The 13,262-nt window shown below is 60.5% G+C and carries 8 protein-coding genes and 1 pseudogene; 7 read left to right on the forward strand and 2 right to left on the reverse strand.

What is annotated here, in order from left to right:
• Nucleotides 1-115: 115 nt before the first annotated feature.
• From HY028_12080 to HY028_12105, 6 genes are all read left to right on the forward strand, one after another.
• A complete protein-coding gene (locus HY028_12080) occupies nucleotides 116-2,554 on the forward strand; it encodes an NAD(P)/FAD-dependent oxidoreductase (GenBank protein MBI3345567.1) in 2,439 nt (812 codons plus the stop codon).
• A gap of 35 nt (nucleotides 2,555-2,589) precedes the next feature.
• The gene (gene nirD, locus HY028_12085) at nucleotides 2,590-2,925 is read left to right on the forward strand and encodes a nitrite reductase small subunit NirD (GenBank protein ID MBI3345568.1); all 336 of its coding nucleotides are present in this window, start codon (nucleotides 2,590-2,592) and stop codon (nucleotides 2,923-2,925) included.
• A 29-nt stretch (nucleotides 2,926-2,954) separates the two neighbouring features.
• Nucleotides 2,955-4,241, forward strand: coding sequence for a NarK/NasA family nitrate transporter (locus tag HY028_12090; GenBank protein ID MBI3345569.1), 1,287 nt, complete (start codon nucleotides 2,955-2,957; stop codon nucleotides 4,239-4,241).
• Nucleotides 4,242-4,315: 74 nt separating this feature from the next.
• Nucleotides 4,316-6,496 carry a nitrate reductase gene (locus HY028_12095; protein MBI3345570.1) on the forward strand — a complete coding sequence of 727 codons (2,181 nt, stop codon included), beginning with the start codon at nucleotides 4,316-4,318 and terminating at the stop codon, nucleotides 6,494-6,496.
• A gap of 149 nt (nucleotides 6,497-6,645) precedes the next feature.
• The gene (locus HY028_12100; GenBank protein MBI3345571.1) at nucleotides 6,646-8,493 is read left to right on the forward strand and encodes a dimethyl sulfoxide reductase anchor subunit; all 1,848 of its coding nucleotides are present in this window, start codon (nucleotides 6,646-6,648) and stop codon (nucleotides 8,491-8,493) included.
• A 72-nt stretch (nucleotides 8,494-8,565) separates the two neighbouring features.
• The gene (locus tag HY028_12105; GenBank protein ID MBI3345572.1) at nucleotides 8,566-10,245 is read left to right on the forward strand and encodes a bifunctional protein-serine/threonine kinase/phosphatase; all 1,680 of its coding nucleotides are present in this window, start codon (nucleotides 8,566-8,568) and stop codon (nucleotides 10,243-10,245) included.
• 20 nt (nucleotides 10,246-10,265) lie between these two features.
• Here HY028_12105 and HY028_12110 read toward each other — a convergent pair.
• Together HY028_12110 and HY028_12115 are read right to left on the reverse strand one after the other, a co-directional pair.
• Nucleotides 10,266-10,557, reverse strand: a pseudogene (locus HY028_12110) (DUF99 family protein).
• Nucleotides 10,558-10,577: 20 nt separating this feature from the next.
• Nucleotides 10,578-11,189 carry a SagB/ThcOx family dehydrogenase gene (locus HY028_12115; protein MBI3345573.1) on the reverse strand — a complete coding sequence of 204 codons (612 nt, stop codon included), beginning with the start codon at nucleotides 11,187-11,189 and terminating at the stop codon, nucleotides 10,578-10,580.
• Nucleotides 11,190-11,310: 121 nt separating this feature from the next.
• Between HY028_12115 and HY028_12120 the strand changes: the two genes are divergently transcribed.
• Nucleotides 11,311-13,262: DEAD/DEAH box helicase family protein (locus HY028_12120; GenBank protein ID MBI3345574.1), on the forward strand; the 1,952-nt coding region annotated here is incomplete at its 3' end.

Here is a 13,262-nt window from a genome sequence, read left to right on the forward strand (position 1 = left end):
TGAGCCGTAATGAAATAAAAATGTGAGATTCAACAATTAGATAGCTGTCAAAACTGCACTTGGCCCTTAACTTGCACAGCCGCCTTCAATTAGGATTTGAAGCGCGAGGCCTCAGATGAAAGAAAAGCTGGTGTTGATCGGTAATGGCATGGCAGGCGTACGCACGCTGGAAGAGCTGTTGAAAGTCGCACCGGATAAATACGAGATCACCGTATTCGGTTCAGAGCCGTACGGCAATTACAACCGCATCCTGCTGTCTCCCGTGCTGGCCGGTGAGAAGACCGTAGCTGAGATCATGCTGAATGATATGCAGTGGTATGCGGATAATGGCATTACGCTGCACTGTGGTAAAGAGGTGGTGGAGATAGACCGCGCTAAACGCAAGGTTATCGCCGATGATGGCACCAATGCCGACTATGATCGTCTGCTGTTGGCAACCGGCTCGAATCCATTTGTTGTCCCGGTGCCGGGTCACCAATTGCCCGGTGTGGTGACGTTCCGGGATATCCGCGATGTTCAATTAATGATGGATGCGTCCAAGCAGTCCCGGCACGCCGTGGTGATAGGCGGCGGGCTGTTGGGTCTGGAAGCGGCGAACGGATTGATACGCCAGGGCATGAATGTCACGGTGGTGCATATACACGAAACCCTGATGGAGCGTCAGCTCGACAGGGCGGCAGGCGAGATGCTGCGTAAATCGCTGGAACAGCGCGGCATGCACTTCCATATGCCCGCGCAAACGGTGGAGATTTTGGGCGAGGAGCGCGTGCGTGGCGTGCGTTTCAAGGATGGCTCCGAGCTCTACGCCGACCTCGTGGTCATGGCCGTGGGCATACGCCCTAACATCGATCTGGCCAAAAAGGCGGGCATCTATTGCGAGCGCGGCATCGTGGTGAACGACACGCTGCAAACCTACGATCCCGCCATCTACGCCGTGGGCGAATGCGTGCAGCATCGCAGTCAAACCTACGGTTTGGTCGCGCCGCTGTTCGAACAGGCCAAGGTGTGCGCCAACCATCTCGCTCACTTCGGCTACTCACGCTATCAAGGTTCGCTGACTTCCACAAAACTCAAGGTCACGGGGATTGATCTATTTTCCGCAGGTGATTTTACCGGTGACGACAGCACTGAGGAAATCGTGCTTAAAGATGCCTCACAGGGTACCTACAAAAAGCTGGTGCTTAAGGATAACCGTATCCGCGGCGCCGTGATGTACGGCGACACCGGGGACGGCGCATGGTACTTCCAGCTCATGCGCGACGGCACCGACATCGGCGCCTTCCGCGATCATCTGATGTTTGGCCAGGCGCACTTGGGTGATGCCGGTCGCGGCGGACAAAACAAGGCCGCCGCCATGAGCGACTCGATGGAGGTGTGCGGTTGCAACGGCGTATGCAAAGGCGCCATCGTCAAGGCGATCAGCGAAAAAGGTTTGTTCACGCTGGAAGAGGTGCGCGCGCACACCAAGGCGTCCTCGTCGTGCGGTTCGTGCACCGGGCTGGTCGAGCAGATCATGGCCTCGGTATTGGGCGGCGGTTACACGGCGGCGCCCAAGGAAAAACCGGTATGCAAATGCACCGAGCATACTCACGATGAAGTGCGCAAGGCGATACGCGAACGTCATCTGCTCACCATCCGCGAGGTGATGCGGCATTTCGAGTGGAGCACGCCGGACGGCTGCCATGCGTGCCGCCCCGCGCTCAATTATTATCTCTTGTGCGCCTGGCCGGCGGAGTATCAGGACGACCCGCAGTCGCGCTTCATCAACGAACGCGCGCACGCCAACATCCAGAAGGACGGCACCTATTCCGTGGTGCCGCGCATGTGGGGCGGCGTGACGACGGCGAACGAATTACGCACCATCGCCGACGTTGTGGACAAGTTCAACATTCCCACCGTCAAAGTCACCGGCGGACAGCGCATCGATCTGCTGGGCGTGAAAAAGGAAGACCTGCCCGCGGTGTGGGGCGACCTCAACAAGGGCGGACTGGTGTCCGGCCACGCCTACGGCAAGGCGCTGCGCACCGTGAAGACCTGCGTCGGCAAGGAATGGTGCCGCTTCGGTGTGCAGGATTCCACCGCGATGGGCATTCGTCTTGAGCATCTGACGTGGGGTTCCTGGATGCCGCACAAATTCAAGATGGCGGTGTCGGGCTGTCCGCGTAACTGCGCCGAGGCGACCATCAAGGACTTCGGTGTGGTCGCGGTGGAGTCCGGCTGGGAGCTGCACGTCGGCGGCAATGGCGGCGTGAAGATACGACCGACCGATCTGCTGTGCAAAGTGACGACGCCAGACGAGGTAGAGGAATACTGTTGCGCCTTTATCCAGTTGTACCGCGAAGAGGCGCGCTATCTCGACCGGACCGCACCGTGGATAGAGCGTGTCGGGCTCGCCTACGTTAAGCAGCGCGTCGTGGACGATGCACAAGGCCGTAAAGCGCTCTATGCACGCTTCATCGAGTCGCAAAAATACGCCCAGATCGATCCGTGGGCCGAGCGCGCAGCGCATGAAGTGCAACGCTACGAATTCATCCCGCTGAAACAGGTCGTGTAATGAGCGTATTAAACAATGCTGTTGCGGAAAAACCGGTGCACTGGATCGAGGTCGGAACGCTCAACGACATACCGCCTCTCGGCACGCGCGTGGTTCGCACCGTGCAGGGCGACATCGCGCTGTTTCGCACTATGGATGACCACGTGTTCGCGCTGCGTGACGCCTGCCCGCACAAGGGCGGTCCGTTGTCGCAAGGCATCGTGCACGGCACGCGCGTGACCTGCCCGTTGCACAACTGGATGATCGAGCTGGAGTCCGGTTCGGCCGTGGCGCCGGACCAAGGCCGTACGGCCTGTTATCCGGTGAAGGTGGTGCAGGGCGTGGTAAGTATTTCGTTACAGCGCGCGATTGATCACAAAAAGGCATGCTAAATAATGAAGACGAATTCAGAACATCTCACATGAACTTTAAAGACTTTGCAAAAGCCGGCCATTGGCCAACCTTATTGGCGGCGTTCCTGTACTTCGACGTGAGCTTCATGGTGTGGGTGGTGCTAGGGCCGCTGTCGCTTTATCTGACGCAGGGTTTGGGTCTCAGCATCGAAGAGAAATTCACCGTCATCGCTATTCCCATCCTGGCGGGCGCATTACTGCGCGTGCCCATGGGAATGCTGGCCGACCACATCGGACCCAAGCGCGCCGGGCAGTTCGGCCAATTAATCATCATAGCCGCGCTGGCGTATGCCTGGCTGATCGGTCTGGATACCAAGCTGCAGGTAGAGATATTCGGCGCGCTGCTCGGCTTTGCCGGCGCAAGCTTTGCTGTGGCCATTCCGCAGGCGAGCCGCTGGTACCCGCCGGAGTACCAGGGCATCGCGCTCGGCATCGCCGGCGCCGGCAACGTCGGCGTGGTGTTCGACGCCTTGCTGGTTCCGTGGCTGGCGGAAACCTTTGGCTGGCAGGCGGTGTTCGGTTTTCTCCTGATCCCGGTGGTGACTGTATTTCTGCTTTATACCTGGATGGCCAAGGACGCACCCGGCAAGCGGGTTCCGGTCACCTTGAAAAATTATGCGCTGGTACTGCAGGACAGCGATACCTGGTGGTTTATGTTTTTTTATTCGATTACTTTTGGCGGCTTTGTCGGTCTCAGCAACGCCCTGCCATTGTATTTTACCAACTGGTATCACGCCTCGGGCATCGCGGCGGGCATGATGGTGGCGGTGGTGGTTGCGGCCGGTTCCCTGTTCCGTCCGATCGGCGGTTGGGTGGCGGACCGCGTCGGCGGCATCAGGGCATTGCAGATTTTGTTGAGTACGGTGGCCTTGTGTTATCTCGTCATCGGCTTCATGCCGGAAGGTCCCGCGCCCATTGATCTGGGCATGGCTGCCTCCAAGGTGGCGGGCTGGGGATTATTCGACCTGCCCGCGGTAGCGTGGCTGGCGGTGGGCATATTTTTTATCGGCGCCATCGCCCTGGGGATGGGCAACGGTTCGGTGTTCCAGTTGGTGCCTTTGCGTTTCCGCCGCGAGATGGGCGTGGTCACCGGACTGGTCGGCGCGGCGGGCGGTATCGGCGGCTTTTTTCTGGCGAAGACGCTGGGTTTATCCAAGGGCATGACGGGGGGGTTCGCTGCGGGGTTCTGGCTGTTCGCGGGGTTGGCCCTGGTCGGCCTCGTCGGTCTTGCCATGGTGAAGACGCGCTGGCGCACCACCTGGGGCGCCTCCAGCGTGACGACGGCCAAAGTTTGAAGAGGGCGCCTCTGGTGAGAGATGAAATTTGGAAGAGTTTGAGATGATTTCAAGATCAAGGTAAGGAGTCATAAATGTTATTCGGACGGCATAGCAAAAACCCGATCAAGATTCCGCCCAAGCCGGTGGAAAAATGGGCCTATACCACGTGCGGCTATTGCTCCACCGGCTGTTCCATCGAGGTCGGCGTGGACAAAAACGGCAAGGCCGTCAGCGCGCGCGGCGTGAGCGACGCGTCGGTAAATCAGGGCAAGCTGTGCCTGAAGGGGATTTTCGAGTTCGAACTGTTCGACTCCGCCAATCGCGGGCGCACGCCGCTCATGCGCGATCACTTTTTCGATGCATATAAAGAAGCGGGCTGGGATCAGGCGCTGGATCGCACCGCCGCTGAGATTCAGCGCATCCAGAAGACTTACGGGCGCGACGCCTTCGCCATCGTCTCCACCGGCCAAATTCTCACCGAGGAATTTTACACGCTGGGCAAATTGGCGCGCGGCGTGATCGGCAGCAACAACTACGACGGCAACACCACCTTGTGTATGGCCTCCGCCGTGTCCGGCTACAAGCGCTCGTTCGGCAGCGATGGCCCGCCGGGTTGCTACGACGACTTCAGTCACACCGACTGCCTGCTCGCGGTCGGCTCCAATCTGCCGGAGCAGCATCCGATCATCTACTGGCGCCTGAAGGAGGCGCGCGACAAGCGCAAGTTCCCGCTCATCGTGGTGGATCCGCGCGTGACCGTGTTCGCGCAGATGGCCGACATGCACCTGCCCATCAACCCCGGCGCCGACGTGGTGTTGCTGAACAGCCTGGCGCACGTGATACTCGCCGAGGGTCTGCACGACAGCGCCTACATTAACGCGAACACCACGGGGTTTGATGATTTCGCAAAACTGGTGGCGCAATACGACCCGGTTTCGGCGTCGAAGATTTGCGGCATCGACGAAGACACCATACGCAACGTCGCGCGCCTCTACGCCAAGGCCGGTGCCGCGATGTCGATCTGGACCATGGGCATCAATCAATCCACGCACGGCTCCGACGGCGTGGTCGGCATCAACAACCTCAACCTCATCACAGGCAACGTCGGCAAGCCCGGCGGCGCCTCGCTGTCCATCACCGGCCAATGCAACGCCATGGGCACGCGCGAATTCTCCTCGTGCTCCGGCCTGCCGGCCTATCGCGCGCTGGAAAAAGAAGCCGACCGGGAATTCATGGCGCAGTACTGGGGCGTGGAAAAAGATTTCTTTCCCACCAAGCGCGGCCTGTTTCAGACCGACATCTTTCCGGCCATCGAGACCGGCCAGATCAAAGGGCTGTGGCTGATCGCCACCAATCCCATGAGTTCCATGCCGAACACCCCGCGCATCCGCAAGACGCTGGAAAAACTCGAATTCCTGGTGGTGCAGGATGCCTACGCCGACGTGGAGACCACGAAGTACGCGCACGTATATTTCCCCGCCGCGCTGTGGGGCGAGAAGGAGGGCGTGTTCACCAACACCGAGCGGCGCGTGAACCTGGTGCGCAAGGTGATGGAGCCGCCGGGTGAGGCGAAGCCGGATTTGTGGATCTTCACGCAAATGGCGAAGCGCTGGGAGCAGGGGCGCAAGATGCGCTTTCCGGAAACACCCGCCGCAGTGTTCGACGAAATGCGCGAACTGTCCAAGGGCCGGCTGTGCGACTACTCCGGGATGACGCACGATCAACTCGAAACGAATCGCGGCCTTCAGTGGCCGTGCAACGAGGCCAATCCCAACGGTTCGCCGCGCATCTACACCGACGGCAAGTTCCAGCACTACGACGGCAAGGCCAAGCTGATCCCCTTGCCGTTTATCGACAACAACGAGCGCCCCGACGAGCAGTATCCGTTCTGGCTCAACAGCGGGCGTGTGGTGGAACACTGGCACACGCGCACCAAGACCGGCAAGATCGGCAACCTGAACAAATTCAGCCCGACACCCTATATGGAGATGAACCCCGCCGCGGCGGAGCGGCTCGGCATCCAACACATGGATTACGCGCGCGTCGCGTCGCGCCGCTCCGACGCCGTGGTGATGGTGCAGCTCACCGAACGCGTGGCGCCGAACGCGGTGTTCATCCCCATGCACTTCCACGAATGCGTGAATCGTCTGGTGCTCGGCCTGCTCGATCCACATTCGCGCCAGCCGGCCTTCAAACAATCCGCGGTGCGCATCGAGGCCATCGCCGACCAGGAGACCGCAGCCATCGCCAACGTCGCGGCGCGCACGTTTTAGGAGTGCACGACAATGATGTTCTTTTTAACTTTCCTCCCTCACCCCAACCCTCTCCCGGAGGGAGAGGGGGCATGCTCCCTTCTCCCATCGGGAGAAGGGCCGGGGATGAGGGAAGGGGTGAGTAAAACATTCAATAAAGGGACTAGATCATGAGCACCACCCAACCCCAGGCAGCGGAATATTCCTTTCTGAAAAAACTGCGCAGCCATATTCCGGCGAGCCAGCACGGCACGCTGCTCGATCTGGACCAGGCCTACCCGGAACTGGTTGCTGAGCCGCTCACCGTCAACGGCAAGCTCTCGACTTCCGATAATCCCAACCGCTACAAGCAGCACGGCTTCCATTTCAACGCCGATAACTGCATCGCCTGCCACGCCTGTGAATCGGCTTGTTCGGAAAAAAATAATCTACCCGCGCACCTCGCCTTCCGCAAGGTGGGCTACATCGAGGGCGGATCGTATCCCGATGTGTTGCGCGTGAATGTCTCCATGGCCTGCAACCACTGCGAAGACCCGGTGTGCCTCAAGGCCTGCCCGACGCGCGCCTACACCAAATACGCCGAGTACGGCGCGGTGCTGCAAGACCCGGACATCTGTTTCGGCTGCGGCTACTGCACCTGGGCGTGCCCGTACAACGCGCCGCAACTCGACCCCGTCAAGGGCCAGGTGGAAAAGTGCAATATGTGCGTGGATCGCCTGGAGCAGGGCCTGAAACCCGCGTGCGTCGCCGCGTGCCTGGGCAATGCGCTGGAATTCGGTGTGATCGAGGAACTGCCCGGCGGCTGCGAGCAGGCCAAGCTCAGCATACCGGGTTTCCCCGATCCCTCCATCTCACGCCCCAATATCCGCTTCCAGCAGAAACGTTCTCTGCCCGCCGATTTCCGCCGCACCGACGGCGTGCCTATTCATTACCAGCGCGATGAGCAAGGCAAGGAACAATTCAAACCCAAGGTGCGCAACACCGGCAAAAAACCTGAATTCGGTTTTGATAAACTGAGTTCGCGCGAGAATCCGCTGGTGCTGTTCACGCTGTTGTCGCAATTCGTGGTGGGTGCGTTTGTATTGTTGATGCTATTGCCGCAGTTGTCATCCGCCGGCGCGGCACTCTCATCCGCGGCCCATCCGCTCGCCTGGACCGGCACACTGTTCGGCTTGATTGCACTCCAAGCACTGGCCTTGCTCAGTTCGGCCTCGCATCTCGGCAAGACGCGCTACTTCTACCGCGGCTTCAACAATCTGCGCCACTCCTGGCTGAGCCGAGAGGCGGCGGCCTTGAGCGTGTTTTTTGGCTTGCTGGGTGCGTATGCGATGGTGACGACCTTCCCTCTACTTGCCTCCTGGCTGTCTGAGTCACTCGCCGCTGCATTACCTGTCGCAACCAGCGCGGGTGCTGTGATTTTCGGCTTGTTCGCCATCTATTGCATGACGCGCATTTACCGCATCAAGGCGCGGCCATTCTGGAATCACTGGCACACCGGCGGCGCATTCTTCGCTACGCTGCTGATACTCGGGAGCCTCGCGCTGGGTCTGGTGTTCGGCACGGCGGAGTGGCTGGCTGGAAATTCCATCGACGATTTATTGCAACTCTTGAGTCGGCCCCTGCTCGCCGGTTTGCTCCTGCAAGGCGTGGCGCTGGCCGTTCATCTGCGCTATCTGGAACGGCGCGGCGCGGAGGCCGACGTCTCGCGCGTGCAGATGCTGACCACCTACGGCAAGACCTATATCGCACGCTGGATAAGTTTCGGTGTATTATTCGGCGTAGCGCTGTTGCTTACCGTATGGATGCCGCCCGACGGTTGGCTGCTCATTGCCTGGGCAACTTTATTCTGCCTGGCGCTCGCACACGAAATCGTCGGGCGCGCGCTATTCTATGTATTGGTGACGCCCACCACCATGCCCGGTGCGTTTTTCTGGAATAACAAATATTTCGAGGCGCACGCGCGCAAGACCGGCCTGGCGAATATGCCGCAGGTGGGCGTTGTTCCGGATGCTCACTAGCCGATGTAGGTTGGGTTAGCCTGTAAGGGCTTAACCCAACATGCACTGTAAGTTTAAGAGGCAGGGTTCAACGTGCCACTCGTATTAGACGCCGGCTTTTCCTCGCAACAAGGTAAGCGCAAGGCCAACGAAGACAGTTGCCTGGTGATCACGCCGAGCACCGGTCAATATCTCGACTACGGTGCGCTGTTTGCCGTCGCGGACGGCGTGGGCGGCATGGCGGGAGGCAAGGAAGCCTCCGAGTGCGCGATCAAGACATTGCGCGATGATTACTACGCCGCTCCTGAAACCCTGGCTCTGGAACACGCGCTCAAGGACTGCTTCGACGCGGTCAACCGCGCCGTGCTGGCCGAGCCGCCCGCGGGGCGGGCCACCACGCTCTCCGCCCTGGTGCTGCGCAACCGACGCTGGGCCGTCGGCCATGTAGGTGATACGCGTGTCTGGCTGTACCGCAACCGGCATCTCGTTCAGCTCACCGCGGACCACAGCCGCCTGTACGAGCATATCGGCTCCATGATCACGCGGGCCTGCGGACTGGATGTGCAACTCCACGCCGACATACAAAGCGGTGAACTGCGGGAAGGCGACGTGTTTCTCATCACCAGCGACGGCGTGCATGAAACGCTGGATGCCCAAACGATTACTGCGGGGCTTGCCGGAGAAAATTCCAGCGCGCAGGAAATCGCCGAAATTCTGGTGCAGCAAGCGCTCAGGGCGGGCAGTATGGACAACGTCAGTGCCTGTGTGGCGCGGGTGCAGCAACTCCCGCCGGAGACCGTATCCGACATAGGACTCAGCATAACCGCGCTGCCCATCCGTCCGTTGCCGAAAACGGGAGACACGGTGGACGGGTTTCTAATCGGTGAACGCTTGCACAGCGGGCGCCTGTCCACCTTATACGCCGCGCTGGACAGCGAAAGCGGCCAGCGCGTGGCCCTGAAATTTCCCAACCCGCGCCATGCCGACGATACCGCATTCGTGGATTATTTCCTGCGCGAGGAGTGGCTGGGCCGGCGTATAGACAGCCCGTATGTGGTAAAGACCATTACTCTTCCCCCGGGGCGGCGCACAGCGCTCTACTCGGTGATGGTCTTGCACAACGGCGAAACGCTCGCCGCGCGCATCAAACGAAAAAACGGCTTATCGGTGCAGGAAACGCTGTCACTCGCCCAGCAAATACTCACCGGGCTCGATCATCTGCACCGCAAAGGCGTAATTCACCGCGATGTGAAGCCGGAAAATATTTTAATAGACACCGACCACCGTGTGCGCCTCCTCGACCTCGGCGTAAGCCGCATCGAACGCATGGACACGGGCAGCAAGTCACTCGCACCGGTCGGCACGCCGAGCTACATGGCGCCGGAAGTCATCGCCGGCACTGAGGCCGATGAGCGCGCCGACGTGTATTCAGCCGCCGTGACCATATATGAAATGCTCACCGGCAAATATCCCTTTGGGGAAATCGAACCCTTCACCCATCCTACTTACAGCCATTTCATCCCGCCGGGTCGCTACAACCCGGATGTGCCGCCCTGGCTGTCTGAAATACTCAAAAAGGCCTGCACGCCCGACCCCAACCAACGCTACCCCCACGCCGCCGATTTCGCCGCGGCCCTGACTTCACCTCCGCAAAATAATCTTTCCCAACGCAAAGCACCACTGCTTGAGCGCATCCGCCCTGAGCACTGGAAAGCGTTATTTATCGCCTCGCTGTTGATGAATTTGTTGCTGCTATTCGCCTTGCTGCAATAGGGGGAGAGTAGTTACAGCGCTCATACCCTATGGCTGCTTTCCCCCAGAGTGACACCGGCGGCGATCAGGTGGGCGGTGCGCAAAGGCTCCGGCATCGTACTGTGCGGGCTGAATCGCTTGAGCAGCGTCTCGGTCTCGGTCAGGGACAGGCCGGCACGCTGCACGCAGACGCCGGCGACCGGCTCCATTCAGCACGCCGTCCAGCCGCGCACCGGCAAACATGGCGCCAACGACGAGCACATCGCCGCGGTGGCTCCGCTCGAACGGGGCATCGTCGAAGCCGATGACATGGGACAACCGGCGTCTGGCCATCAGGGTTCCGCCTCAGGCCGTCACAGGGGCCGGCCCAAGGGCATGAGCGCAAGCGGTACTTCGTTCCCTTCCAGCGGCACAGCGCGCTTCACTTCCTGGTCGTCGAAGGCGCCGACCATGACTGTGCCCAGACCCAGCGAGCCGGCCGCAAGGTAGACATTCTGCGCGGCATGGCCGACTTCCATGTGCACGTACTGAATGCCGCGCTGACCGTATTTCCGTGTCGTGCGCTCGAACACGGCGCTGAGCACCAGCACCGCCGCCGCTTCGCCCACGCACCCTTGTCCAAGCGCGGCTGCGGCAAGCGGCTGGCGCCGGTCGCCTGCGGCAGTCAGCACGAGCTCGCCCGCGTGCGGCCGGTAGTGATAGCTGCCACATTCCAGCCCCTTCACGTTTCCGGCGACCAGATGCACTTCCAACGGATAGAGCGCCCCGGCGGAAGGCGCGGTGCGGAGTCCTTCGGGACTGCTGACACCCTGCGCCGCCCACAGCAGACGCGCAAGCTCTTCCAGGCTGAGCGGCGTGGCTGCGAAATCACGCACCGAGCGGCGGCGGGCAAGCAGCCGTTCGATCGGATGCCAAGCGGCGGGATGCAGTTCGGGCAGCTTGATGAAAGTCTTTTCGCCAGCCATGCACGGTTCCTCTCGTTAACGGCTTCCGGACCACGCCATACTCAGAGACGCCATGAGACATGTCATTATTATAATTGCGGCCGGACAGGATTGCGTTACAATCCTTAAAATCAAGCTGAAAATGACAAAAGAATCAGACGCCAGGGAGAATATCGACCGCCTGCTGGAACAAGCGGGCTGGTCGGTATGCGATGCCGCGCGAGCCAGTATTCATGCCGCGCGCGGCGTGGCCATTCGCGAGTTCCCCCTGAAAAGCGGCCATGGTTTCGCCGATTATCTGTTTTACGTGGATGGCAAAGCCGCCGGGGTGATCGAGGCCAAGAAAGAGGGCGTGACCCTCACCGGTGCCGAGACCCAAGCGGCTAAGTACGTCCAGGGCCTGCCCGATGGTCTGCCGCGTTGGGCCAACCCGCTTCCGTTTTCCTATCAATCCACCGGCGCCGAAACCCGCTTCACCAACGGCCTCGATCCCGCGCCGCGCTCGCGCCCGGTGTTTGCATTCCATCGCCCCGAGTTGCTAGCAGAATGGCTGGAGAGCAAGCAGGACTGGCAGGGTGAGGGACCGCCACCCGATTATCTGGAAAAGGGCCATACCTTCCTCGCCCGCCTGCAAAAGATGCCGCCGCTTGAGGAAGAAGGCCTCTGGCCCGCCCAGATCACGGCCATCCACAACCTCGAACAATCGCTCAAGGAAAACCGCCCCCGCGCCCTGATCCAAATGGCCACGGGCTCGGGCAAGACTTACACCGCCATCAATTTCATCTACCGGCTTATCAAATTCGCCGGCGCCCGGCGTGTGCTGTTCCTGGTGGACCGCGGCAACCTCGGCGACCAGACGCTCAAGGAATTTCAGCAATACGCTTCGCCCTATAACAACTTCAAGTTCACCGAGGAATACATCGTTCAGCGCCTGACGAGCAACACCCTCGACACCACCGCGCGGGTCTGCATCTGCACCATCCAGCGCCTGTATTCGATGCTGAAGGGCAGGGAGCTGCCCGAGGACCTGGAAGAAGAATCCGGCGATCAACTCGGCCGGCTCTTCAAGAAGCCGGAACCGATCGAATACAACCCGAGCATTCCGATCGAAACTTTCGACATCATCGTCACCGACGAATGCCACCGCTCCATCTACAACCTCTGGGCGCAGGTGCTGGAGTACTTCGACGCCCACCTCATTGGCCTCACCGCCACGCCCAGCAAGCAGACCTTCGGCTTCTTCCACCAGAACCTGGTGATGGAATACAACCACGAAATGGCCGTGGCTGACGGCGTCAACGTCAACTACGACGTCTACCGCATCCGCACCAAAATCTCCGAGGCCGGCTCCAAGGTGGAGGCCGGCTACTCGGTGCAGATTCAGGAGCGCGACACCCGCAAGAAGCGCTGGGAACAGCTCGACGACGACTTCAGCTACGACCCCAACCAGCTCGACCGCGACGTGGTTGCCCCGGACCAGATCCGCACCATCGTCCGTACCTTCCGCGACAAGCTGTTCACCGAAATCTTCCCCGGCCGCACCTGGGTGCCCAAGACCCTCATCTTCGCCAAGGACGACGCCCACGCCGAAAACATCGTCGAGATCGTGCGCGAGGAATTCGGCAAGGGCAACGACTTCGCGCAGAAGATCACCTACCGCACCACCGGCGCGAAGCCGAAAGACCTCATCAACGAGTTCCGCACCAGCCCCATGCCGCGCATCGCCGTGACGGTGGACATGATCGCCACCGGCACCGACCTCAAGGCGGTGGAAGTCGTCATGTTCATGCGCGCCGTCAAATCCCGCTCCTTCTTCGAGCAGATGAAAGGCCGCGGCGTGCGCGTCATGAAGGCCGACGACCTGCAAAGCGTCACCCCCGACGCCAAGGCCAAGGACCACTTCGTCATCGTCGACGCCGTCGGCGTTTGCGAGCAAGACAAAACCGATTCGAGACCCATGGAGCAAAAGCCCACCGTAAGCTTCGAAAAGCTCATGCAAGCCGTCGCCTTCGGCAACACCGAAGACGACGTGCTCACCTCCCTCGCCGGCCGCCTCGCGAGAATGGAACACCGCATCAGCGCCGACGACGACAA

This window comes from Gammaproteobacteria bacterium, from assembly GCA_016195665.1.
In the GTDB taxonomy this organism is placed as follows: domain Bacteria; phylum Pseudomonadota; class Gammaproteobacteria; order SURF-13; family SURF-13; genus JACPZD01.

Coding starts and splice junctions, on each gene's coding strand:
- HY028_12095 (MBI3345570.1), top strand. CDS start 4,316: ATGTTATTCGGACGGCATAGCAAAAACCCGATCAAGATTCCGCCCAAG.
- HY028_12115 (MBI3345573.1), bottom strand. CDS start 11,189: ATGGCTGGCGAAAAGACTTTCATCAAGCTGCCCGAACTGCATCCCGCC.
- HY028_12100 (MBI3345571.1), top strand. CDS start 6,646: ATGAGCACCACCCAACCCCAGGCAGCGGAATATTCCTTTCTGAAAAAA.
- HY028_12090 (MBI3345569.1), top strand. CDS start 2,955: ATGAACTTTAAAGACTTTGCAAAAGCCGGCCATTGGCCAACCTTATTG.
- HY028_12080 (MBI3345567.1), top strand. CDS start 116: ATGAAAGAAAAGCTGGTGTTGATCGGTAATGGCATGGCAGGCGTACGC.